This is a genomic window from Paenibacillus sp. HB172176 (genome assembly GCF_011947265.1).
GTDB lineage: Bacteria > Bacillota > Bacilli > Paenibacillales > Paenibacillaceae > Pristimantibacillus.
Window position 1 is genome coordinate 1 of the sequence record NZ_JAATHD010000026.1, and the last position, 25484, is coordinate 25484.

Genomic DNA, 25484 nt, shown 5'->3' on the forward strand with positions numbered 1-25484 from the left:
CGACTGGTAGGCGCAGCCATTCATGACGAAGTCTTTCGGCACAAAACTGAAGGAGTCGCGGTATTCGATGACGCTTGGCACGATATCGAAATCTCCTGTAAACTGCGGCGCTGGCTTCTCATAAAAAAAAGTCACATAGGCTGTTTTCTGAGTGCTGCTCAGATTCACCGTGACTTGGGTGCCGTTCAATATGGAATTGTTGAAGCTTGCGTAACTGACATTGCGCCCTTTAACTGTTCCGTAGCTGGAGTCTGCTGATATTGTACGCGATAACGGCAGCGGATCAGCTAAGGTCGTTGTTGTCTGTGCGGCTTGCGCATACGTTCCGGTTGGGCCCAAGCGCACCATATGGCGCACTTTGATTTCAGTGATTTCGTTTTCTTCCGGCATCCACTCGACAACGAGACGTTTGTCGAGATAGCGATAAGTGGTGGCTTGGAGTTGGAATTTCAAAGCAGAGTACCACCACATTTGCTTAGCTCCTGGATTCGCAAAGTCTTTGTATTTGCATACCGGTTCATCCGAATTTGGTATGCCGTTAATACTACAATCATGCTCTTGATTGAAATAAGCGCGAATGCTTGTTTTCGAGATGACATCATATTTGTTGAGGTAATGCGTGGAAGGATCGGCTTTACCTTTGCCACCATATATCTCATTCTTAACATCAGTATCGAAATCAGGAGAAACTCCCGCTGGGGCAATGGTATTCAAATCAACCGCATCATCAATAATAATCGGGCTCGTACTCAGTCCTCCAATGTAATATCCGCCCTTCTTTTTTAGGACAAGAGACAGCGCGTCATCCCTGAATGTTAATGTATTGCAGTTGGGATACATTTTATAACCCCAGCTATCGCTTGGCGCTGATGGACAACCGGAACTGGTAACGTTATCGCCGTTGGACATGACGGCTTTCCAAAGACTTGTTCCACCTGAACGACTCCAGTAAAAAATGCCACCGTACGATTCAGTATCTGTGGTTTTGACCAGAACCGGCGTACCATTTATCGTATCTGTTCCGATAAAACTTTTCTTCCCTGTCCAATCTCCTGCTGCATCCCCAAAAAATGATCCATCCAGTGCTTCCCACCGTACACTTTTAATGACGAATCCAGTCTTCTCAGGAATGTTAAAGGTTGCTTCCCTGGAAGATTGGTCGCTGTAGCGGAAACCGTCTGACGCTTCATAGTCTGTTCCTTCGTAGGTCACATTGACCGTTTCAGTAGACGCATAGGCGTGTGATGGCTGGATGGAAACGATGACAGTCAGCGCAACAATAAACGAATAAAGCCATTTATACATATTTCTGTCCTCCCGGCCTGTCCAACTAGTGATCGTAATGTGTTGTTGTCCCGTTGAAAATTCGATTTCTAATATCGTCATCACCAAAAGCTGGATCGATGTAAATACTAATGTATAGCCCTCTATCTTCTTTCCCAACATCTTCACCTATTCGAGGTTGCAAGGTATACCCCGAATTCGGAATCGCAATGACCGTTACATTTTTACCAAGGCCATTCTCGGGAAACCAATTTGAGTTTGTATTCTCAAAACTTTTTTCTTCAGTATACAAATAACTAGGCTGAACCAGCTTATTGAAGGGGAACGGGTCAGGTTGAACATAGCTTAGTGTCTGATATGAGAGATCCCCCCAGTACATACGAGGATTGCTATTCGACAGCGTTTCATACTCAATGTACATCGCGTACGCATCAGTCGGAAGTCTGCCTATGTTTCCATCCCGAAACCCCAGCTTCTCCGTTGCCGGAAGCAAGTTGCGGTACGGATCTTTCGGATCATCCAGGTCAATGAGCAGAATACGGCTAATTTCTGTATGAACCATGCTGTTTTGGAAGCTCAGGTTCTCCAGCTTATACTTCCCCTTCATGCTAACACCGTTCGGATCATCGAAAATCTGCGGAGCCACGATAAACGCATTTGTCTTTAGCCACGCTAGCTCTGACTCGCCAATCGCATACTTGTCTGCGGATGGCAATTGGCCCCCGTCTCGTAAGGTCAAGATGCGCTCGATAACTGTGACGGCTTGAGCCCGTGTGGTCGTCCAATCAAGACCGATATCATTTCCACCAAAGCCAGTCAGAATGCCGCGTTTGAACGCCTCGCTAACGAGAAACCCCTCATAGTAATTACGCATATCCTCATCCGATCGCGTAATCTTATTATCTTCTGCGGTCATTGGCCAACGATCAATAACAGCATCCCTTTTAATCCCCGACGATTCAACTGTCAAAAGACTATCATCGGCGGCTCGCACAGCCAACCAAGCCATGTAACGGCGAGGCAATTTATCATTCATCGCACCTTCTGCAAAATCATCATTCCCCTGATAAATCTCCGCAGCAGCAGCAGCCTTCACATACGTCGAATACCATGCCCCGCTCTCCGTCTCATGGGGCAGGCCCAGCGCTGTTACGATCATCTTAATAAACTCGGCGGCTGTAACCGGCTGATCCGGTTTGAAAGTGCCGTTCGGAAACCCATTCACATATCCCTTCTGGACTGCCGTCTCGATCTGCTCTTTCGCCCAATGCTTTGCTGTGTCCTTGAAGCTAACCTCTTCTCCCGCTTCAACGCTGCGATTCGCGATCATCGGAAAGCTTAACGTCAGCAATAGCGAGACTACTATCCATTTCTTCATCATCATTCTGTTCATCATCTAAAATACCTCACTTCGTTTATTCTGTTTCCCTGCTTTTGCTTATCCCAAAATCTGGTCTCAAGCTTATAGCCAGTCAATCTTCTCACCTTGATTTCGAAGGTGTACAGCCCGCTCTCGGCATTCTCAATCACAAATCGGTTAAACCAACGCGCTTCCGGAGTTTTATGATCATCCCGGAAGCAGAAATCAGGCTGAGCAGTCTCTCCATCCGGCAATATCAGCTCTGCTCGAAAATCTCCATTCTGTCCTACTATAGTAAATTCGGCATATCCTCTATTTTCTTTGAGTTCATGATGCAGCACTACCGTTACTTTCTCGATGGATACGCATTGCCTTACAATCTGCAGCCCTGTATAAACCCCTACCAGAACCGACAGCATTCTTGCGCCGACTTTACGTTTCTGTTGTACCATGTTTTGTCACTCCTTGACAATTTTATTAGAATAACAACAAAAAAAAGCACACTACTCCCCGCGCTACGAGGAGTAAGCGTGCTTCGCTATACTCAATTCATTGTCTCTCGATTCGAATCCGAAATGGCAGGATTCGACTTTTTCTAACAATCATTTTACTTGGCGACAGAATTAATGTCAACAATTTCCTGTTAAATAATTCAGGGTGTGATCTTTTTCATTCCAATCAAGCTCTTCGATCCTTCGGAAGAAAAACAGCAAGAATGCCGATTGCTGGCAGAACGCTTGCCAGCTTCATCACATATTCCATGCCGTGTGCATCCGCAAGATTGCCAAGCACAACTGAGCCCAGAGCGCCCATCCCGAACGCGAGACCCGTTATTAAACCGGATGCCATGCCTACCTTGCCCGGCAGCAGCTCTTGCGCGTACACCACGCTCACGGAGAAGCCAGACTGCAGAATAAATCCCATGACAGCAATGTTAGGGAATACCCAGGCATAGGAAAGAAGCGGCAATAATATTGCAAACGGAGTTGCTCCTATAATGGAAATAAGCATCATCTTCTTCCTGCCGATTCGATCGGCAAGAATGCCGCCGAGGAACGTTCCCGCAACCCCTGCCGCCATAAATAAGAATATCGGGATTTGAGCGGAGCCGATCGACAGATTAAATTTATCCATGGCATAGAATTGATAGAAGCTCGATATAGCAGCCGCATACCACGACCTCGCGAATACAACGACCAGAAGAATACTGAGGGCGAACGCTACAATTTTGCCGCTTGCCGCAATGCTGCTTTCCACTTTCTTCACGGCACTCTTGCGCTTCGCCAGCATCTCCCTGCTTTCTGTCAGCTTAGCCGAATACCAAGGCACGACCTTGAACAGCACGGCGATGGCAAGAGCAGCCAGCAGCATGCCCCATGCCGCTCCGCGTTGACCAAGCGGCACGAAGATGAATAATGTCATTAACGGAGCCAAAGCTTGCCCGAAATTGCCGCCGACTTGATAGATCGACTGAGCGAAGGCTCTGCGATTGCCGGCTGCAAGGTAGACAACCCGCGAGCCTTCCGGATGGAAGACGGCGGATCCGATTCCGACGAACACTACGGACAGGAGCAACAGGAAAAAGCTCGGGGCGATGGCTAATCCAAGCATGCCTGCCATGCTGCATAGCATGCCGACGGGAAGCATCCAGGGGGTAGGCCGCTTATCCGACCATAATCCTACCACCGGTTGCATGACGGAAGAGGTCATATTCAGCGTGAAAGCGATCCAGCCTACTTGCGCGTAGGATAATTTCAAAGACTCCTCGAATATAGGGAACAATGCCGCGACTACGGATTGCATGGAATCATTAAGCAGATGAACCGAGCTGATTGCAACCAACATGCTGTACACGGTTGCGGTGCGAAGGGTATTGCTTTTCGTCTGATCTTCCGAAGCATGCGAGGACAATTTCACTATCTCCTTTTTCAACTAGCAGGGCATTATGCAATTTCAATTACCTATGCTGTTATTGTCATTAAGGTCTATTCGTTAGCAAAACAAATACATACAGGAGCCTGAAGCTGGAGCTCAAAGCCGGTCGGCGCGATTGTTCCATCTTCCGGATTTCTTCGGAATACGACGACGTTTCCGCTCTTGTGGTTCGCGGCCAGCAAGAAGTCGCCTTCAGGAACAATGCCGAAATTACGCGGCAATTCTCCCCCGCTTCCACAGAATTGAACAGGCTCCAAATCGCCGGAAGCTTGATCAATCGAGAAGCAAGCTATGCTATTATGCCCGCGATTGGAGGCATAGAGAAATCTGCCGTCCGGCGAGAGATGAATATCGGCCGAATCGTTATAGTCCCGATAGTCTTCGGAGATTGTCGAGTATGTCTTCCGTTCGACGAGAGCGCCGCTCGACTTGTCCAGATCGAGCAAGGTTACGCTCGAAGCGAGTTCATTCGTGACGTACGCAATGGACAGCTCAGGATGAAACACAAGATGGCGCGGCCCCTTCCCGCCTGTCAGTCTGCACTCCTGCACCTTCCGGAAGCCCCCTTCTTCCGCTTGATAATGATAGGTAATGAGCGTATCTATGCCCAGATCCGCGGCAACGACAAAGGATGTGCCCGGTATAGCTGCAATGCAATGCGCATGAGGCCCCTCCTGTCTGGACGCTATCGGGCCGGGAGCTCCGGCTTGCCGAATCCCAACCGTTCCTTCTTGCAGCAGGTCACCGTTATCTGACAGAGGAATCATGGCTACATTTCCACTTGAATAATTCGCCGCGAATACCGCTTTGCCAGATGTGTCAACGCTGATATAACAAGGAGAAGCGCCTTCTGAAGCAGCATGACTCCGGACATTCTTCAGCAAGCCGTCTGGCTCTATTTCAATTGAAACAACCGAGCCTCCGGCTTTACCTTCCGAATCGCCTACTTCCCGGACAGCGTACAAGCGGTTCAGCTTCGGGTGAAGGGCGAGGAACGATGCATTCTCGACGCCTTTCATCGCCTGCAAAACATGCAATTCGCCGCTTTTCTTATCCATTTGGCATACATGAATCGTCTCTTCATCAGGTTTTCCATAGGAACCAATATATAGTATTCCCTCATTCCACCCCGTTATCTTCATTTCGCTCAACTCCAGTTCGATAATTATGCTTTGATAACTTGAACATAGCACATGCTTGTCCGAGTAACAATGACAATTTCGAAAAATCTCTTCACAACCCTTTTCATCTATGTTATAATGTAAGCGCTAACAATTCAGGATTCATATTTCTAAAGGGGGAATTAGGGACGATGAATGTAGCACTTGAGGATCGCAACGTGTACGAGAACTTTGACACAGAGTCGGATGTGCTCTACTTCAAGGTCGGTATGCAAGGTTTGGTTAGCTTCCACGGGAAAAACTATAATAGGAAGAAGAGAATGTCCACCGAGGAAATGCAAAAGCTAACGCAACAATCCAACTATTTTCAAATCAAATCGAATTGCTACGTCAATCTTGCGAAAATTAAATCTGTAGCCGACGGGACGGTTTATTTCGGCTCCGAGCATTCGGACGCCAAGCAGCTGCCGATTAATCGGCGCAAGCAATACGTGATCGAACAGCTCTTCTCTCAGCGCGACAAGAGCAAGGAAGCACGGAACCAGCTCTCTTGATTGGGAGCCGCGAACAACCGCTAAGTACTCCCTGGTCGGAGAACTTGGCGGTTGTTTGTTTTTGCCCGCCCTGCTATTCTATCTAGAGAACATGTACATACCTATAGGATCGATTAGAGGAGGAATGATTGAACCATGACTGAAGAAGGAAGAGCATTTGAGCAGTTATTTCATGATGAACCGGCGGTATGGCTGCAATGGAAGAGCTATGAGGCAGCCGTGTTGCCGAATATTGGAGCCAATCTGATCGCGTTCCGCGATAATGAGAATGGATACATGCTGCTTCGCGAACCTTCCCCCGAAGAGATGGATGCTTTTCGCGAGAAACCTGTCATTCACGGCATACCTGTTCTCTTCCCGCCTAACCGATATGAAGATGGCACCTTCACTTGGAATGGACGTAAGTATACGTTCCCGGTTAATGAAGAGAAAACAGGCAATCACTTGCACGGCTTCTTCCATACAGCGGCTTGGACGATTGACAATTACGGCGTCAGCGCTTCCGAGAGCTATGCGCAATTAAGCATCACCATTGAGGAAACCCATCCTATCTATACGTATTTGCCGCATCATTTCACCCTTCGTCTGCGTTATTCCTTAAGCGACAGTGGTCTTCAGCAGCATATTATGGTGCAAAATCTGGATACAGAGCCTATGCCATGCTTGCTTGCATTCCATACGACAATCAACGCGCCATTCGCGCCAGGCAGCACGGCAGACGACTGCCGCTTCACGATGACAACAGGCGATCGCTGGGAATTGAATGAGAGAATGCTGCCAACGGGAGCTTACCAGCCAATGAAGCAGGGAGAATTGGAGATGAAATCGACGGGCGTGTCTCCTTTCTGGGAATCGATGGACAATCATTACACAAGCGCGACGAAGAATGGCCGCAATATGATGGAGCTGACGGATTCCAAAGAAGGCGTAACTCTGGTCTATGATGTCGGAACAGCCTACAAGCAATGGATGATCTGGAATAACGGCGCCACACCGGGCTTCTTCTGTCCCGAGCCGCAGCTTAATCTTGTCAACGCGCCGAATGTCGCACTTCCTGCTGAGCAGATCGGGCTCGTATCGCTTGAGCCGGGCGGCATCTGGGAAGAGACAAGCCGTCTATATTTGCGCAAATAACGACAATTATTAACCGGACTGATCCGTTATTGTCTCCGCGACAAGCGGGTCAGTTTTCTAATTCTGTAACCATTGACCGGCAGGTACACTTGGCTTAAGCATTACCGGGCAGACTGCATCTACTTGGTTGCGAAGAATGCAATTAACTCATCCGCATCGTAGGTTTTGAATACGAGGCCTTTCTGGTCAAAGACCAGCATGACCGGGAATTGCTCGATGTTGAATTCTTTTTTATAATCAACCACATAATCTGGATCATATTTCCCGAAGCTTGCTGTGCTTTGGGACAAAATGCTATCCATAATTCGCTGCTCCGATTCTTGAGTTAAATTCTCTCCTTCTTCTCCTTTTTCTCCAGTGAAAATGGCTGAGTTATACAGATTCTTATGTCTGGAAAGCAGTTGTCCGTACTTTTCCTTATCGCTCATTTCCAATAACGTAATCAACTCCGCTTTATAATTCTTCTCTTTCTTCCCCTGGGGCGGATCAACTCTTACCTTCTGACCTTCCTTCAATTGATTCCTGTCAAGCAGTGTTCCTGCTTCATTCTTGATGACAACCTTGTCCAGATAGTCAATAATGATCGATACGCCATAATCATCAACAGCGCCATGCATATCTCGCTTGTACCAATTAGAAATATCCACTTCGACCGTGTTTTCTTCGAGATGCAATCCATTAATGGTACCGACCATTTTGTCATCAGAATATTGTCCGCAAGCTGCAAGCCCAAGCAAAAGCAGCAAAGAACTGACAAGGGATAGAACACGCATATAAGCGACCTCCTTATCTATACTCACTCCAGCCTTATCTATATAGACGAATGCCGTGGTTAAATGTTCCAGTCGTATATTTGCAGCGCCATAGCTTTGCTTGCAGCAGCGAGTTCGCGCTCGGCGGGCTCTGCTAGTCGAGATATTCGACTTGGAGCAGCGAGTTCGCGCTCGCTGGGCTCTGCTAGTCGAGATATTCGACTTAGAGCAGCGAGTTCGCGCTCGGCGGGCTCTGCTAGTCGAGATATTCGACTTAGAGCAGCGAGTTCGCGCTCGGCGGGCTATGCTAGTCGAGATATTCGACTTGGAGCAGCGAATTCGCGCTCGGCGGGCTATGCTAGTCGAGATATTCGACTTGGAGCAGCGAGTTCGCGCTCGGCGGGCTATGCTAGTCGAGATACTCGACTTGCAGCAGCGAATTCGCGCTCGGCGGGCTCTGCTAGTCGAGATACTCGACTTGCAGCAGCGAATTCGCGCTCGGCGGACTCTGCTAGTCGAGATATTCGACTTGCAGCAGCGAGTTCGCGCTCACTGGGCTCTGCTAGTCGAGATATTCGACTTGCAGCAGCGAGTTCGCGCTCGCTGGGCTCTGCTAGTCGAGATACTCGACTTGCAGCAGCGAATTCGCGCTCGGCGGACTCTGCTAGTCGAGATATTCGACTTGCAGCAGCGAATTCGCGCTCGGCGGGCTCTGCTAGTCGAGATATTCGACTTGCAGCAGCGAGTTCGCGCTCGGCGGGCTCTGCAAGTCGAGATATTCGACTTGCAGCAGCGAGTTCGCGCTCGACGGGCTCTGCTAGTCGAGATATTCGACTTGCAGCGGTGGATCGGAGCTTGCAGGACTCTGCAGCTTGCCTATACCAAAAAGCGCACCAAAAACAGACCTCCGCACAAAATATGCGGAAGCCTGTAGACTATGCTTTCATTGCTTTCATTGCTTTCATTGCTTTCAAGCTTCAAGAGCTTCGCACCTCAATCCCGGAATCGACGCTTACCGGGAACTGAAGCTCATAGAGCTCGTTGTATCTTCCCTTCTGCTCGAGCAAAGTCTGATGGGTGCCATGCTCGACGATTCGCCCGTCTTCAAGCACATAAATCTGATCTGCCTGCTGAATCGTCGATAAGCGGTGCGCGATGACCAGACAAGTCCGGCCCTTCAGCAGCCTGGAGAGAGCGTTTTGAATGAGCTGCTCGGATTCAGTGTCAAGCGAAGCCGTAGCTTCGTCCAGAATAATAATGCGCGGGTTCTTGAGAATCGCCCGGGCGATGGATAACCGCTGCTTCTGACCGCCAGACAGCTTCACTCCTCTCTCGCCAATCTGCGTCTCATAACCATGCTTGAAGCCGGTTATGAAGGCCTCCGCATTGGCCGCGTGCGCTGCTTCGCGAATTTGTTCCTCTGTCGCGTGTTGATTGCCGTACCGAATATTCTCCTCTATCGTGCCGTTGAACAGCACAATCTCCTGCGATACGAACCCGATGCTCTCACGCAAGGAATCAATCGTCACATCGCGAAGATCATGTCCGTCTATCGTAATTCGCCCGCTGTCCACATCGTAGAAGCGCGAGATGAGATGCGCGATAGTAGACTTCCCGGATCCGGAGGAGCCGACGAGCGCTGTCACTTCTCCAGGCTTTAGCTCCAGCTCGAAGTCCTGAAGCACAGCGTCCCCATCCCCGCTCTTGGCATTGTAGGAGAAGCCGACTCCCTCGAACAAGACATGACCTTGAATGCGGCTAAGCGTGACAGCATTCTCCTTATCCACAATCTCCGGTTTCGTGTCCAGCACCTCGACAATTCGTTCGTAAGCGGCCGCCGCCTGCTGAACGGTGTTGAGGATGCGGCTGAAATGCCGAACGGGATTTTGCAATAAACGCAGATAGGAGATGAATGCAACCAGAGTCCCCACGGTCATGTTGCTGTGTATCGCCGCCCATGCTCCGAACACGAGCACGATGGCCAGACCGATGTAATTAATAAGGTCGATAATCGGTTCATAAGCCGCGCGCAGACGAACCACCTGCACGTTTGCATCCATATTCTTCTTGGTGCGATTCGAGAACTTCTCGGATTCATAATCCTCCGCGGTGAAAGACTTGATCAGCCGGATGCCTGTCAACGAATTTTGCAAGTGATCGCTCACATCGGCCAGAGATTCCTGCACCTTCTTGAAGGAAGCGCGAATTCGCTTGCCGAATACACGCGTGGTCAGAATCATGAAGGGGAAGGTCGCGAGAAGCAGCAAGGTGAGCTTCCAATCAATCCAGAGCATATAGACGGCAATCGCCGTGAAGGTGAACACATCGGTGAACAGCTGCATCATGCTGGAAGAGATAAGCTGCTGCAGTATGCTTACATCATTCGTTACGCGCGACATAAGATCGCCCGTCCGCGTCTTGTCATAGTACGCGACATCGAGCCGCTGCATATGGCGATATAGATCATTGCGAAGCATATAGAGCACCTTCTGCCCGATCGCCGCCATGAATGATGTGCTTAAGAAGGACAACGCACCGAGCGCAAGCGCCGCGCCAATGACGCCCGCTCCAATCAGGAACAGCTTATTGGACATTCCCTTATCGATGACATGGTCGATCGTATATTTCGTGAGTTGAGGAATCGCGAAATTAAGCAAAGAAATGAGTATCATACAGGTCAGAGCAATAAAGAGCGCGCGCCACTGCAGTCTGGCATGCTGGAACACTCTGCCGAGCATGCCCCATATGCTTGCCGTCTTCACCTTCTCGTTCGTTCCGAAGCGCCCCATGCCCATTCCGCGCAATTGCTGCTGCGGCCGAAAGCCGCCTTCGCCTTCGCTCATCCTTTATCGCCTTCTTCCGTCAGCTTCCTTAAGGCATGCTTGAGCTGCTCGATGGCCGACCGAAGATCTGACGCCTTGCTCGGATGCAATAGAGCCACTTTCTCGGCCGATCGCAAGAGATGGATAAATTCCCTTCCTGCAGGCGTAAGACGCCGTTTGCGCTCATAGGGGCGTTCCGCTGCCGGGTTCGCTTCTTGAGCCTCATCCGTATCATTTGAAGGGACATCTGACGCCGCGGCACGCAGCTTCTGGATTCTGCAATTCTCATCGTCGCCCTCCGACTGACCTGACTCCTCCTGCTTGAGGTAAGCCAAACCTTCTTCCGTAATGGCGAATATCTTCTTCCCATCCTCCTTGTAGGATTCGACAAAGCCTTGGTCCCGAAGCATCTGCAGCGTTGGATAGATCGAACCCGCGCTGGGCTTGTAAGTGCCGCTGGACTGCTCCTCCAGTTGCTTCATCATCTGGTAGCCATGCATCGCTTCCCGCTTAAGCAGCTCCAGGAGCGCGAACTTCACCCCGCCTCTGCCAAAATATCTTCTGCCCGAATGGCCGCCTCCGCCTTCGCGATCATGACTGGTGAACAGTTGCTCCTCGGGAGACCATGCCTGATTGTCTCGCTTATCTTCGCCCATCTCATTCACATCCAATTCGATATATCGTATTCTTAAGTTAAAAATATATTAAACGATATATCGTTAACTTGCAATCACGAAAAACCGATATGCTTACAACGGAGAACTTAAGCCAACTTGAGAGCAAAGTATCTCTCAGATGAAAGGGCAACAAAAAAGCAGTCGTGGGACCGCCCAATGCGTTCCTCACGTCTGCTTACGTTCTTCCTGATATGGCGGGGCGACCGAATCGCGTTCGAGAAGCCGACATGGGGGACTTTGCTTCCGCTCTACCTCTTCTCCCTTGATAGATCGCATGAGAGAATCCATGGCGCTGTAGCCCATCTCATGCAGCGGCAAATCGAAGGTTGTGATTCGAGGGTTCAAATAGTCACTGAATTCTCGGTTATCAAAACCAATGACCGACAATCGCTCGGGAATCGGCACGCCCGATTCGGAAGCGGCTCGCAGAACGCCGACAGCCATGACGTCATTCATTGCCAGAACGGCCGTCGGAGGCTCCGGGAGCGCAAGCAGTTCTTGCGTCAGTTGGTAACCCGACTTCGCTTCCCAGTCTCCCATTTTGATTAGTTGCGGATCGAACGGAAGCTCGAATTGGGTTACCGCCTTATAGAAGCCGTTGAATCGCATGCGCGAAGGAACCGAATCCATCATGCCGCTAATAATCGCAATCCGCCGATGCCCTTTGCCTACGAGATAAGACATCGCTTCGTATGCCGCTTGTTCGTCATCATATTGTATCGAAATATCTTGCTGGGTATAGCAATAGGTGTAGACAATCGGTTTGCCGGACGTATCGACAAGCCCTGTAAGATCCCTCGGGTGAACGCCAATGTAGACGATGCCTTCCACCTGTTTCGTCAGCAAATCGGATACGGCGTTAGACATATGGCTGCGATAAGCGTCAACTTGGTCGAATCTGCGTCCGATTCGCTTGTCCAGTCTTAAATTTGTCAGTAAGATATGCAAGTCGTGACGATCCGCATAATCGTTGATGCCATCGATGATTTCGGGGACGTTGAACACGGTTACGTCCTCCGCGATAACGCCGATTGTATTCGTACGTTGACTTTTCAGGCTCTTCGCGATTTCGTTCGGCTTATAGTTCAGCTCCTCGATTACGCGCAGAACCCGCTCTCTCGTATTCTGCTTGACATTGCGCGTGCCGTTAAGAACATAGGATACGGTTGCCGTGGATACGTTCGCTCTGGCTGCAATATCTTTTATTCCGATTTTCGTCATCCAATCCCAGCCCCTTTGAATCTAAACGTTTAGAAAACTTGTATCTTGGTTATACCATGCGGCAATTCCCGTTGGCAAGCTATTTCCTCGCTCCTGCGGCTTTCATGCTGAAAAAGAGACCGGACGACGCTCTCGCGCCGCCCGGCCCCTCTAATCTGCATTAAGACCCGTACACCCTCCATGACTCGATTCCCGTCGAAGTCGTCGACTTGGCCGTAATGTTAAGCCGCAGTTGCGTCGTCGTCACCGGCGTGAACGTTGTCGTATTATATTGATCGGCGAGCATGCCAAGGCCCGATGGATTGCCAACGTTCGTCCATGCGCTGCCATTCCAATATTGAATCGTATAAGAGGCTGGCAAATCGATGCCTTGATCGTCGTCGAACCAGTAGACATCGACGGAGGAGATCGTCTTCGCCGAGCTCCACGTATATTGCACCCATTGCGTCGTGCCGGGGTTGTTCCAGTTGCCGTAGACATCATGTCCGCGATCGTCCGAGCTCGTCGGGGTATAGCCATCGTTCAACCCGTCCAAGCTCTCCCACGAGGAGACGTAAGACGTCGAAGCCGTTGCCTGCGGCGCGAGATCGGAAACTGTCGTTCCGCCGAAGAGCGATCCGATTTCCGATGCGCTGAGCGCTCTGCTGTAGATTCGGAAGTCGTCGATCTGGCCGTTGAAATACGGATCGCCTGAAAATTGCGAGCGCCCTATCCAGTTCTGCGTCGTAGCTCCGAGACTCGACGGATTCAGCGTCATGCTCGTATTCGTCGCCACCTGCACGCCGTCTACGTACAATCTTCCGGTAGCGCCGGAGATCGTGACGGCGACATGCTTCCAAACATTCGTCGGGAATGCCGTTGTCGAGTTGATGCGCTGTTCCGAGCCGTTGCCGCCGGTTGTAATTGAAAAGCGAAGGCCTGCGCCGCCTGGCTGCGGCGACAAGAACATGTAATTCGACGTGCCGCTTCCGATATCGAAGATACGCGTCCAATTGCTCAGGCTGCTTGCCTTCACCCAAGCGGCGATCGTGATGTCAGTCGCACCATTGACGATGCTGCCCGGCATGCTCACGTACCCGTTCGAGCCGTTTAACGTAACGGCGTTGCCGGACTGCCCGGTCGCGAACGAAGCTCCGCCGTTAAGAGTGCCCGTCTTGCCGTTGCCCGATGAGTCCGCTGCCGTTGTGCCGCTCGATTCGCTGAACATGTAATGCGCGATCAGATCCGGCAGCGTCGCGTTCACAGTAACCGTCACCGTATCTGACGACGAAAGCGCGGAGTCGCTTGCCGTCAGCAGGAACACGTACGTGCCCGGCACTGTGACGGTCGCCGTCGTGCTCGTCGCGCCCGCACTCGCGATCGACGCTGTTCCCGGACCGCTCTGCAGGCTCCACGTCGTCGTAACCGAGCCGCCGCTCGGCAAGCCGTCGTCGCTCACCGTTCCGGACAAGGCAATCGTTGCAGGCAACGTCACCGTCATGTTGGAACCCGCGTCGACAATCGGCGGATTATTCACCGCCGCGCCTTGCTGAAGCTTGATATCGTAAGTTGTGCCTGTGCCGATGCTCAGGTTGACCGTCGTCGTGCCGCCTGCCGTCGCGTTCACGGAGCCGACGGCCGCGTTATTGACGAGAATCTGGTACGTTCCTGCAGCGAGGCCCGTGAACGTCGCCTTCGTCGTATGCGCGGTGCCCGGCGTCGCGCTCTTCAACGTGAAGTTCACATAGTTCTTTGCCGTGGCGACTGTCGCAGCCGTATACTTGTCGCGCTCCAGCGTCATGTTCAGCTTCTCTGTAATGAGATTCAGCTTCTGGTTCACGCCGTCCTTCGGCACAATCTGATAGTTGCCGCCGCTCGCGGCTACATCGCAACCGTAGCCGTACAGCCCGAAGATCGGATCGACGGAAACGTCGCAGCTCAGAATCCGAATCGCCCCGAACAGGCCAAGATCCGCCTCGCCCGACATGCCGCGCCAACCGTTCTGCAGCGCGCCGCCGCCAAGGCCGAGCGCCGGATAGTTTCCTTTCTCCGCCTGATAGGTCCAGGCGACCGCGCCGATATCGGCGGAATCCGAGCTAATCTGCCCGGAGTTGATCGCGCTGATGTTGCCAATCTTCGCCGCGTAGGATAACCGCTGATCGACCTCTGGAGAAGCCGAATGGTTGCGAACCCAGTCATCCATCGCGTAGCCGGCGAGCGAGACGGTGTACTGGAAGTTCCACCAGTTTTCCCCCGTAATCGTCACCGGGTCGGCGTAATAATACCAGACCGGCATCTGGCCGCGAGTTGCGCGCGTTTTCGTATTGATTTTGCTCATCATCGAGCTGTTGCCGTTCATCTTGGCGAGCGTATAGACCGCTTCTTCTCCGGTATTGTCGTAATTGTATTCAGAGCCGTATGGGTAGGTCGTGCCCGAGAAGTTGTTGTACTTCGTGGCCATCTTCGCGATGACATCGTTCGCTTGCGCCGTCATGCCTTCGTCCTGCAACGCCTTGATGAGCTCCGGCGTTGTCTGTTCGCCCATGAGTCCCGTATTCCAGTTGTAAGCTACAGGACCATCGTACAGCGCTTTGAAGATATTATAGGCGCGCGATAGATACGTCGTTCTCGAATTGTTGTAGGTGATGAGATCGGGGTACAGCTTGGCGATCTTGTACATGCTGAAGAAGGTATTGTATATATGCGGATACGCATACCCGCGATAGGTCGGCGTGTCGTTCGGCGACGGCATCAGGAAATCATAAATCAGATAATCGCTGTGATGCCCCGCCATCAAATTCGTCCAGATCGTCGTCTCCAGATAGTCGTCGACAGCCGTAACCTCCGAAGCAACTGGCGTCTGCACATTCTTCTCCGCCAGAAACTGGCCGTGCGTATAGCCCCAGTCGTCGCCCCAGCCCCAATAGCCGTTGAAGACGTTCCGCTTCGAATTGCTCTGCATCATCCAGTCGTCGAACGCCTTGTCGCGAATATCTCCCGGCACATTCCATTGCGTGCTGTTCACCATGAACGTCGCATGTCGCTGCAGCGCGTCCGCGATCGGCTCGATGGCGTAGAACTGCAGCACCGTCTTCTCCCCACTGCCGTAGTTCACTGTAATCAGATTCGGTCCAAGATGGCTCATTGTAAGCGAATACAATTTATGATTCGTGCCTGTCGTGCCGAGTGACGTAATGGTCGTCTCCGATGGATATTGCGTCGTAATCGACGTAATCGCCTTCGATGTGTGCAGATCGAACTTCGCCGTCTGATTCGTCGGCACGATCATGCCCGGCACGACCGTAACGTCGATCATGCCTTCGCTGTACAACCGGTCTTTGACAGCGGCGTCGCTTGCGACCTTGATAAGCTTGAAGGCGTACGTCTTGCTGGCACCCGGCGCCAGAGTCAAGCTGGTGTTCGGTAAGTAGCCGCGATTTGTGCTTTTAATGACGTTCGAGTGAATATAGAAGACGTTTAGGCCTTCCGACCATCCGCCTTGATCGCCCGCCCACTTGCTGCCCGGATGCTCTTCGACTCTCCAGCGATCCTGATATTCAAAGCCGGCTCCCGTCGTCGCATCGGGAATCATCAAGAGCTTCGGTCCGATACCGCTTGGCCGCCCGATCGTCAGATAAGAGCCGTTATTGCCGACGAAGGAGTGGGTGACAACTCGAGTCTCGTAGATTTGCTCGTTGTTGCCGCCCGACCAGTATTCGTTGAATGGGAGCGGCAATCCGACGTCGCCGAATTCGATCGTCTGGGCGCTCGTGTTCGTCAACTGTATTTGCCATGAAATGTAGTCGCCTACAAGCGAATACGTCTCGACGAGCTTGAAGTTTTTAACCCCGTTCGCGTTCGCCGAGTTCTGATACGTGACCGTCGCGGTCGTTCCGCTCTGACTCTGCGTTCTGACATCGGAGGAGCTCTGCGTCAAGGCGGTCTGCCATGAGCCCGATCCAAGACGGTACTTGAACATTAACTCTCCCAGCCACTCATGATCCGACGTGTTCTGCTGCGGCGCGTTCGTCGCGTTCATGACGTAGTTCGTCGGGAAGTCGTCCCCGACGATCTGGATCGACGTGATTTCGCCGTTCGATCCCGTCTGGACGTTGTACGTGCCGTTCGACAAGGTATAGGCAAACACCGATTTCGGCAACAGCAAGAGCCCTAGAATAACCGCCGCCGTGATGAGCAGAAGCAGCGCATGCCTCCCCATACGCAGTCCTTCCGTTTCCATCCGTTCACTCACATTCATTCCTCCCTTAATTCGTTTTTTTGTGATTCCACGAAGCTGCGTTCCCGGTTCCGATTGATGGCCTTATCGACATCACCTCCTTTCAAGGCGAAACAAACTTCGAAGAAAATCTAAACGTTTAGATTTGTGAAAGCAACTGCCTCCAACTTCGACCTTCCTTGCTTTAGTGCTGGTTTCCAGCGTTACAGCGTCGAGCTCTGTTTATTGAGCGTTTTGGCGAAGCGCCGAACGCTTCCGAGACATACAGGAAAATAAGGTACAAAAATGTACCTTCCTTTATTTTCGAAAAAAACACCCTTAGCGCCGATCAACGTATATCATGAAGTACGTTACCGTGTAAGAGTGTTTCGCTCTGCAATTATCTTGTTGTCCGTTTTAGTGCACGACTTTAGTTTTAATCATCTTGGCATTTTATTGCACAACTTGAATTTCGTTGATCTTGCCGCTTGACTACTTTACCTTCATGGTCACCGCTACTGGCTGTCTCTGATCCACACCGCCATCTCGCCGACGCCTCTGTTCGCCCATGCAAAATAGGGAATCAATCGCAATTTCGCTGCCTGCGCAAGCGATTCCGAACCGCTTCGGTAAAGCTTGTCGCCCCAGCCTTCCGGGCTGATACGCCTGGCCTCCGCCTCGATGACCTGCAGCCCTCCGAGCAATCCCGAATCGTAATAGGTCGTATACGCATCCGCATCCGAGAGCTGAATGGCATGCAGCTCCGGTCCATTGTCCGCCTCTTCGATACAGTATACGAAGGGGCCTCGCTGAATTGCCGCTTTGCCAATCGTATGTCGAATGCTTGGATGTCCCTTCATGCGCTGAACCCGCATAGGGAAGGCGATCGACAGCGTCTCTCCATCCTTCCACGACCTGGTGACGTACAAATACCCGTTCACAAGCTGTTCCCGGGAATAGACATACGGCCTGCCCTCGATATGAACGACGGCTTCGCCGTTGCTCCAACCGGGAATACGCAGCGCCAGCGTCAAATTCACCGCTCGGTTCGCATGGACGCGAAAGCGCGATTTCCCGTTCCAAGCATAATCGGAGATCTGCTCCAAGGCTATCGCCTGCCCGTCAGCTTCCCAGTCGATCCGTCCTCCGATATAGAGATGCACATATAACGCATCGTTCCTCAGCGTATAAATATATTGACCTAACGACGCCAGCAATCTGGCGATATTCGGCGGACAGCACGCGCAGCCGAACCAGCCTTGCCGTTGCAGCTTGACATGAGCGTATGCCGGGTTGATCTCGCAGACCTCCGGCTGCGCCTCCAGCGGATTAACATAGAAGAAGCGCTTGCCATCCCTGGACATGCCGCTGACGACGGTATTGTAGAGCGCTCGCTCCATCACGTCGGCGTATTCCCCGCGCGGATCGATCTCTTGCATTCTCCGGGCAAAGAAGATCAAGCCGATTGACGCGCAGGTTTCCGCGTATACCGTGTCGTTAGGCAAGTCGTAGTCCAGCGTGAACGATTCTCCGTGCGCCATCGAGCCGATACCTCCGGTTATATACATGCGCTTCTTCGTCATGTTGGTCCACAGTCTGCGGCATGCCTCGAGCAGTCCGGCGTCTCCCGTCTCCTTCGCCAAGTCCGCCATGCCCGTGCACATATAGACCATTCTTACCGCATGACCGACGGCAGCATCTTGCTTCCTGACGGGAAGATGCGCTTGACTGTATGTCAGATCATGCGACATCGCGAGATCTTTGAAGTGAACCGTTCCGCCCCTTTTCTCCCATTCCTCTTCGTAGAAGTGAGGCAGCATCCCGCGCTGCTCTACGAAAAACCGACAGAGTTGCAAGTAAGCATCCCGTCCTGTCGCATGATAGAGCTTCATAAGCGCCAGCTCGATTTCCTGATGACCGTCGTAGCCTCTCAATTTGCCCGGCTCGCTCCCAAAGACGCTGTCGATATGATCCGCGAGCTTGCAAGCGATATCCAGCAGCCGGCGCTTGCCCGTTGCCTTGAAGTAAGCGACCGCCGCTTCGATCAGATGACCCGCGCAATAAAGCTCGTGGCATTCCGCCAGATTCGTCCATCTGTTCCCGGGCTCCTCCAGCGTGAAATACGTGTTCAAGTATCCGTCCGGCTGCTGCGCTTTGCCAATGAGCTCGATAACGCCGTCCGCAATTCGCTCCAGCTCGGGGTCCGGCGCCGTTTCGAGCAAGTAAGCTGTGGCTTCCAGCCATTTCGACACGTCGCTGTCCTGGAACACCATGCCGTAGAAGCTCCCCTGCTCTTCTCCCGCCGCGATTTTGAAATTGCGGATCGCATGGCTCGGTTCGGCTTCCGGCACGCGATCGTTCAGCGCTTCCCATTGATAGGGAACGACGACGTCTCGAACAAGCCGGATATAATCAGACCAGAATTCGTCCTGTATGCGCACCTTTTCAAGTGGTATCGAGCTTGTGGAATCGTATGCCAATAGGTTCTCCTCCAAATAAACGAATAGATTAATTTTTCAAGCCGGTCAGCGTGATTCCCTCAACAAAATACTTTTGACCGATCAAGTAGAATATAACGCCAGGAGCGAAGGACAGGCAGGTGGCCGCCATCGTCAATGACCAATCTTGCTTTAATTGACCTTTGAAATTGGTAAGTCCGAGCGCAATGGTATATTTGTCGCTTGAATTAATGTAAATCATCTGCTGCAGCAAATCATTCCATAGGCCGATGAAGATAAACAACGCGACGACAATCATCGCAGGCTTGATCGCCGGTATAATAATGTTGAACAAGATGCGGAAATATCCGGCGCCGTCAATCGTCGCCGCTTGATCCAGCTCTCTCGGTATGGAGAGAATGAACTGACGAATCAGGAAGATATTAAAAGCTCCGCCGCCGCAAAAATAAGGCAAAATCAAAGGCAAGTAGCTGTCATGCAGCCCCAGCCCCCTCGTCCACCCGATGTACAGCGGAATGAGCGTTACCATCGCGGGCAAGAGCATCGAACCGACACACAGGGCCCAGATGAACGATTTCCCCCGAAAGCGCAGCCTTGCAAAAGCATAGCCGCATAGGGTAGCCGTAAACGTTCCCGCCAAACAGGACGGAACGATAATGATCATCGTGTTCCACAAATACTTCCAAAACTTAAAAACCTGCAACGTTTTTTCATAATTGGAAAACAGCCAATTTCCCGGCAGCAGGGATGGCGGAAATTTGTAAATCTCGGCATTCGTCATCAGAGACGTGCGGAAAATCCACCAGATCGGAAACAGGACGATAACGGCGAAGACGACGACTAAAGCAAACAGAATCATATTCGCCGCCCGCTCGCGTCGTTTCTTGCTTCTCAATCTGCCGTATACGGCTTCGCTCATCGCTCGTCTCCCCCTTCCGAGAATATCCACCGACTCGATGTTTTGAACAAAAATGCTGTGAATGCCGCCAGTATGGCGAATATGATAAATGTCGTCGCGCAGGCGTAGCCCAGCTTGTAATTCACGAAGGCTTGGTCGTACATGAGATACGTCATAAACCTCGAAGCATTGCCCGGCCCTCCGTTCGTCAGAGCCAGCGAAGGCGTGACGACTTGAAGATTGGCGATCAGGCTCATCAGCAAATTGTAGAAGATGATCGGCGTCATGCAGGGAATGGTTATATGCCTGAAGCGATCCCAGGCGCCCGCGCCATCCATCTCGGCCGCTTCATGGTATACGCTGGGAACGTTCTGAAGTCCGGCCAAAAAAATAACGATTAAGTTGCCTGCCAGCCATACCGCGATAAGCGAAAGAGAAGGAACTACATAGCTGGAATCCGCGATAAATAAAATTTTGTTCAACCCGATTTCAGAGAGAATATAGTTGAAGAAACCGAAATTCGCCTCGTAAAGCCACGACCATCCTACGAAAATAGCGGCTGCCGGCAACACGAACGGTACATAAAATACAGCTCTGAAAAAACCTCTCGCCGGCATTTTGCGGTTCAAAAGCATCGCGATAAAAAGCGAATAGATCATGCTGCCGGCTACCGATAACACGGCGTAGTATAATGTCGCGATAATTGAATCCTTAAGATACGGGTCGGCGGTAAACAGCTTGACATAATTGTCAAAGCCCACAAACTTCGGTTTGGCTAGTCCCGTCCAATTCGTCATGCTGATCCCCAGCACCCCGAGAAGCGGGACATAGGTCAAGAAGATCAGACCAAGAAAGGCCGGAATCAAGCAAATATAGGCAACGCGCGCCTCGCTTGCAAGAAAGCGCGAACGGCGTTTCGACGGTTTTTCAATCGTTTCCATATCTCGCTCCTCACTTGTAGTGGACGACCGCAGCTTGCAAGCAGCGGCGGTCATCCTTTCAATCCGTTAGTTGCCGCCTGTATGGGCTGCTTTCAAAGCGTCGAGATTTTTGGCGATAGCATCCTTGGCTGTCGTCTTCCCGGTCCATACATCCCCGAGAACCGAGCCGAGCAACGTATTGAAATCCGTCGTATGATTCGTATAGAACCAGGAAGCCGGTCTCGCCGCGGAGGATTGCGCATAATCGACGACTGCCGACTTGTATTCGTCATAGTCAGGGAAGTTTGGATTTTCGACCCATTTACGGGTAAGCGCTTCGTCCGTATACCATTTCTCAAGCGTTGGCATCCAAATGCCGGAGGAGATAAGTCCCCAGTTATTTTCTTCGGATGTATACCATTTGAGCCATGCCATTGCTTCCTCGGGATGCTTGGTTTGAGAGAATACGACGTTCGCTCCGCCCGTATTGAGAGTTACCTTTTCTTTCATATACGGCAACACGGCTACGCCATAATTCAGCCCCTCTTCCTTGGCCGTATTCAAGCTGGTTCCCACATTCCACGCGCCGTTGGTGGCCATGGCGACTGTTCCGGCAATGACGGTACGCTGAATGCCGTCATCGGTTTGGCCGACGGACAACGGTGCGACATGATCCTTCAAGTAGAGATCGGCTACTTTCTGAATCGCCTCGGCGCTGGCCTCTTCCCCGATTGTCACCTCTTTGCCGTCATTCGAATAGAAGCCTCCGCCATTGCCGATTGCCCAGGTTTCCAGCTGCCACGGCAAATTTTCAACCGATGCGCCATATTGAACGATGCTCTGCGCATCAAAGCCGTCTTCGCCGGGATGCTTGCCATTCTTGTCAATCGTCAGCTTCTTGGCCGTCTCCACGAATTCATCCCATGTCCATGCTTGATCCAGCGAGGCTGGAGGATAAGGCACATTCGCTTTGTCGAACATGTCTTTGTTGTAATAGAGCAGGAGGATTTCGTTGGCGGCGGCATACGCTACTGTTTTCCCTTCATACTTGTAAGCCAAGCTGTCAAGCGGCTTGCTGTCACTTCCGTCGTACATGGAGCTTACGTCGTTCAGCATGCCTTGAGAGGACCACTGGATGACGCCGTCTTCCCTCAGCATTCCCGTATCCGGAAGCTGCTTTGCCGTCGCCAGTGTGTTGAGCTTGGTCATGTAGTTTTCCCAAGGAATCGCTTGCACCTCGACTTCGATTTTGTCCTGGGAAGCATTGAATTTATCGGCTACCTCCTGCGTCTTGTTCCCTTCCTCGGCGCTTCCCCACATCGAATACGTAATCTTGACCTTCTCGGCGTTCTCAGGCGATTTCTCAGGCGCTTTCGTAGACGCGCCTCCCGAAGGCTCATTGCTCTTGCTCGGCTCATTGTTTCCGTTGTTCGAGCACCCGAATAGTCCGAGTGCCAATACAGCCGTCAGCAGACCTGCCCCAATTCTCTTTCCTGCTTTCATTGCCCCGCTCTCCCTTCATCATTCGAACAATTATTTATGTGTAACCGTTTCATTCAAAGCCTTGAACAAGCCGGCTTGGAATCAAACGTTAAACATCAGCATAACCTTGTCGCCATTGACTTCTAAACGTTTATCTTATTTCGAGACAAACCATCTTCTCTCAACGTTTAAATCATGAATTCATCCCCTTCCCGCCTTTGAGAAAGCGCTGTCAAATCCGCAAAAAAAAGAAAACAGAGTGAGTCCCTATTGAATCCCATGCATATTATTGAAAAAATAAGGTATACGGCACTCATTCTTTAAAATCTAAACGTTTAAATATCGACATCTTTGTTATATCATACGTTTCCAATTTTGTGCAAGTGGTTTTTTTCGCTTTTTTTTGACGAATCCTCGCACCGCTTCAATCTTTCGTTGATCGTTTCAATCGCTGTTAGGTATAATGATTGGAAATACAAGCTCCATCTGTCGTTCAAGGAAAGGAGATCCTTCCCCGTGAGCCTAATCTACGGCTTCAAATACGATGAGAGCTATCCCTCTCATCTATTCATACTTGAATCGATTGGCCGTCAAAATGTGAATTCCCCCGCCTATCAATGGGATGGCGAGAGCAGATCCGGGAACAGCGTACTGCTGCAAGTCACAACAGAAGGAAGCGGAATGCTGCAATACGAAGGAGAGACATACGAGGTCGGGAAGGGTTCGGCTTTCCTGGCTACCATTCCCGGCAAGAACAGGTACTATTACAGCGAGAATGCGAATGAGCCATGGAGCTTCTATTGGATTCGATTTCATGGCTTGCATGCGCTGACGCTTTGGACGGAATGGCTGGAAAGAAACGGCCCTGTAATCGCAATGTCCAAGGACTCCAGCGCTTTCTCGCTGCTCACCAGGTTATATGAGGATGCGAGCAGCGGCAGTCTGGAGGATGCCTATCAAGTATCGTTGCGAATCTACGAATGGCTGCTGGCTTTGCAAAATTCCATGGACAGCGGACTTCCTTCTTACGAAGCCATTCCGGATGAGTATCAACAATTGATTCAATCTATCCATCATTCGTTTCGGAATCCGGTCACGCTTGATGAGCTTGCATCGGGAATGGGCGTGTCCAAGCATCATTTCTGCAAGCAATTCGCCTGCTACTACCGGGATACGCCCATGCAATACATCCGCAAGAGAAGGGTGGAGGAGGCGGCCAAGCTTCTGCGTCAAACGGCCTGGACCATTGGAGAGATTTCGGCTCGGACCGGCTTCGACAGCTTAAGCTATTTCGGCAAGGTGTTCCGGCGCTATGCCGGTTGCTCGCCTACCGAATTCCGTGAAGCCCGCGGCGAGCATGCATTGGATGTGTTGAAGCTTATTTAAGACGCTCAGGCTCGAGGACCGAACCGCTTTTCGTTCCGATCTCTCGCCTTCTGCGCTTCAACCTCCCGATTACGGGGTTCCGCATTCGTGATCAAGGAGCTCAGCAGCTTCTCCGAGGCTGCCGTTATCTCCTGAATCGCGAGCCGAAAGGCTTCTTCATTCACTTGGGAGGGCTGGTTGAAGCCCGTCAGCTTTCGCACGAACTGAATCGACGCCGCTTCGATTTCCTCTTGCGTTGCCGGCGGATCGAAGTTGAACAAGGTTTTAATATTTCTGCACATCGTCGCTCATCCTTTCAAAAGGCTTAAACCCACTGCTGCTAATATTGTACATTTGCAACTTCAGCTGTTCCACCCCAAGAAAAAATTCCATTGGTACTATGCGCTGAAGCTGGACTCAACGCGGCTTCTCCTCCGCCGGAAGCAGCACGATGCGCCCATCCTCCAGCTCTAGCCGCACCTTGTTCGAGCTGCGGGCTCCAATCGTATCGAGATAATCGGCTGGCACCTGAAGGCGGCCTGCCTTGTCCAGAATTGCGTATTCCACATGCGAGCTTCTTCCCTGCTCTTCCTCTTGATCCAGCTCCGCGAGCTCCTCGGAATAGGATCTTCTGCGCAGCATTTCCGAAGAAATCTTCCCGTCGCGAATCGCCGCCACGCGATCGACCTTCTTCGCCAGCTCAGGATCATGCGTGACGATAACGATTGTAATGCCGATCGAACGATTCAGCTCCCGGAACAGATCCAGAATCTGATTCGCCATGCGGGAATCGACCGATCCCGTCGGCTCGTCGGCCAGCAGCAGCTTCGGATGATTGGCCAGCGCGATCGCGATCGCCACCCGCTGCTGCTCCCCGCCGGAGAGCTCGGAGAGCTTGTTGCCGCGGCGATGGCTCAGCCCAACCGCTTCCAGCAGCTCCATCGCTCTGGCACGCTTTCTGCTGCCGGTGAGCAGAATGGGCAGTTCGACATTCTCGAGCGCGGTGAGATAAGGAATCAAGTTCCGCGCGTTGTTTTGCCATACGAACCCGACGCTGCTCCGTTTGTACCGCACAAGATCCCGCTCCTTGAATTTCAGCATATCCTTGCCGTCGACGATCAGCTTGCCGGCTGTCGGACGATCAAGGCCGCCAAGCATGTTCAGCAGCGTCGACTTGCCGCTGCCGCTGTTGCCGATAATCGCCATCAACTCGCCGCTTTCAATAGTCAGATCAAGACCTTGCAGCGCGAACACCTCGAGCTCGGCCGTCTTATAGATTTTCACAAGTCCCTCGCAATGGATCAT

The 25484-nt window shown here is 51.6% G+C and carries 20 protein-coding genes; 4 read left to right on the top strand and 16 right to left on the bottom strand.

Features of this window, described 5'->3' with window-relative positions:
* From HFP08_RS24055 to HFP08_RS24075, 5 genes are all read right to left on the bottom strand, one after another.
* Nucleotides 1-1305: hypothetical protein (locus HFP08_RS24055; protein ID WP_168123180.1), on the bottom strand; the 1305-nt coding region annotated here is incomplete at its 3' end.
* Nucleotides 1306-1330: 25 nt separating this feature from the next.
* The gene (locus HFP08_RS24060) at nt 1331-2680 is read right to left on the bottom strand and encodes an S-layer homology domain-containing protein (protein WP_168123181.1); all 1350 of its coding nucleotides are present in this window, start codon (nt 2678-2680) and stop codon (nt 1331-1333) included.
* Complete coding sequence (locus tag HFP08_RS24065) at nt 2677-3096, bottom strand: hypothetical protein (protein WP_168123182.1); 420 nt, start codon at nt 3094-3096, stop codon at nt 2677-2679. Before HFP08_RS24065 ends, HFP08_RS24060 begins: the two co-directional genes overlap by 4 nt.
* Nucleotides 3097-3322: 226 nt before the next feature.
* Nucleotides 3323-4489, bottom strand: a complete 1167-nt coding sequence (locus HFP08_RS24070) for an MFS transporter (RefSeq protein WP_168123241.1) — start codon at nt 4487-4489, stop codon at nt 3323-3325.
* Nucleotides 4490-4629: 140 nt separating this feature from the next.
* Entirely contained in the window at nt 4630-5721 is a 1092-nt protein-coding gene (locus tag HFP08_RS24075; RefSeq protein WP_168123183.1) for a lactonase family protein, read from the bottom strand.
* A gap of 170 nt (nt 5722-5891) precedes the next feature.
* Between HFP08_RS24075 and HFP08_RS24080 the strand changes: the two genes are divergently transcribed.
* Both HFP08_RS24080 and HFP08_RS24085 read left to right on the top strand, forming a co-directional pair.
* Nucleotides 5892-6254 (top strand): LytTR family transcriptional regulator DNA-binding domain-containing protein, encoded by a 363-nt coding sequence (locus HFP08_RS24080; protein ID WP_168123184.1) that lies wholly within the window; start codon nt 5892-5894, stop codon nt 6252-6254.
* A 135-nt stretch (nt 6255-6389) separates the two neighbouring features.
* On the top strand, nt 6390-7388 hold the full coding sequence (locus HFP08_RS24085; protein WP_168123185.1) for an aldose 1-epimerase: 999 nt from the start codon (nt 6390-6392) through the stop codon (nt 7386-7388).
* 119 nt (nt 7389-7507) lie between these two features.
* Here the strand turns inward: HFP08_RS24085 and HFP08_RS24090 are convergent, their stop codons facing one another.
* On the bottom strand, nt 7508-8161 hold the full coding sequence (locus tag HFP08_RS24090) for a hypothetical protein (RefSeq protein ID WP_168123186.1): 654 nt from the start codon (nt 8159-8161) through the stop codon (nt 7508-7510).
* Between the two features lie 283 nt (nt 8162-8444).
* Between HFP08_RS24090 and HFP08_RS24095 the strand changes: the two genes are divergently transcribed.
* The gene (locus tag HFP08_RS24095) at nt 8445-9074 is read left to right on the top strand and encodes a hypothetical protein (RefSeq protein WP_168123187.1); all 630 of its coding nucleotides are present in this window, start codon (nt 8445-8447) and stop codon (nt 9072-9074) included.
* Nucleotides 9075-9117: 43 nt separating this feature from the next.
* On the opposite strand, the gene HFP08_RS24100 is transcribed toward HFP08_RS24095, so the two are convergent.
* The 8 genes from HFP08_RS24100 to HFP08_RS24135 all read right to left on the bottom strand — a co-directional run bounded on the left by HFP08_RS24100 (nt 9118) and on the right by HFP08_RS24135 (nt 22835).
* A complete protein-coding gene (locus tag HFP08_RS24100; RefSeq protein WP_240941809.1) occupies nt 9118-10983 on the bottom strand; it encodes an ABC transporter ATP-binding protein in 1866 nt (621 codons plus the stop codon).
* Nucleotides 10980-11618 (bottom strand): PadR family transcriptional regulator, encoded by a 639-nt coding sequence (locus HFP08_RS24105; protein ID WP_168123188.1) that lies wholly within the window; start codon nt 11616-11618, stop codon nt 10980-10982. Before HFP08_RS24105 ends, HFP08_RS24100 begins: the two co-directional genes overlap by 4 nt.
* A gap of 186 nt (nt 11619-11804) precedes the next feature.
* The gene (locus tag HFP08_RS24110; protein WP_168123189.1) at nt 11805-12860 is read right to left on the bottom strand and encodes a LacI family DNA-binding transcriptional regulator; all 1056 of its coding nucleotides are present in this window, start codon (nt 12858-12860) and stop codon (nt 11805-11807) included.
* A 160-nt stretch (nt 12861-13020) separates the two neighbouring features.
* Nucleotides 13021-17058, bottom strand: coding sequence for a DUF5695 domain-containing protein (locus tag HFP08_RS24115; RefSeq protein ID WP_481856604.1), 4038 nt, complete (start codon nt 17056-17058; stop codon nt 13021-13023).
* 512 nt (nt 17059-17570) lie between these two features.
* Complete coding sequence (locus HFP08_RS24120) at nt 17571-19535, bottom strand: glycoside hydrolase family 127 protein (RefSeq protein WP_206109312.1); 1965 nt, start codon at nt 19533-19535, stop codon at nt 17571-17573.
* A 28-nt stretch (nt 19536-19563) separates the two neighbouring features.
* Nucleotides 19564-20433: a carbohydrate ABC transporter permease gene (locus tag HFP08_RS24125; RefSeq protein WP_168123191.1), complete on the bottom strand. Its 870-nt coding sequence runs from the start codon at nt 20431-20433 to the stop codon at nt 19564-19566.
* Nucleotides 20430-21353: a carbohydrate ABC transporter permease gene (locus tag HFP08_RS24130; RefSeq protein WP_168123192.1), complete on the bottom strand. Its 924-nt coding sequence runs from the start codon at nt 21351-21353 to the stop codon at nt 20430-20432. The genes HFP08_RS24125 and HFP08_RS24130 overlap by 4 nt, the downstream gene beginning before the upstream one ends.
* Nucleotides 21354-21419: 66 nt before the next feature.
* Nucleotides 21420-22835, bottom strand: a complete 1416-nt coding sequence (locus tag HFP08_RS24135) for an ABC transporter substrate-binding protein (RefSeq protein ID WP_168123193.1) — start codon at nt 22833-22835, stop codon at nt 21420-21422.
* A 495-nt stretch (nt 22836-23330) separates the two neighbouring features.
* Between HFP08_RS24135 and HFP08_RS24140 the strand changes: the two genes are divergently transcribed.
* Nucleotides 23331-24200: an AraC family transcriptional regulator gene (locus HFP08_RS24140; protein WP_168123194.1), complete on the top strand. Its 870-nt coding sequence runs from the start codon at nt 23331-23333 to the stop codon at nt 24198-24200.
* Between the two features lie 5 nt (nt 24201-24205).
* On the opposite strand, the gene HFP08_RS24145 is transcribed toward HFP08_RS24140, so the two are convergent.
* Nucleotides 24206-24481: a DUF2277 domain-containing protein gene (locus HFP08_RS24145; protein WP_168123195.1), complete on the bottom strand. Its 276-nt coding sequence runs from the start codon at nt 24479-24481 to the stop codon at nt 24206-24208.
* A gap of 115 nt (nt 24482-24596) precedes the next feature.
* On the bottom strand, nt 24597-25484 hold the full coding sequence (locus HFP08_RS24150) for an ABC transporter ATP-binding protein (protein WP_168123244.1): 888 nt from the start codon (nt 25482-25484) through the stop codon (nt 24597-24599).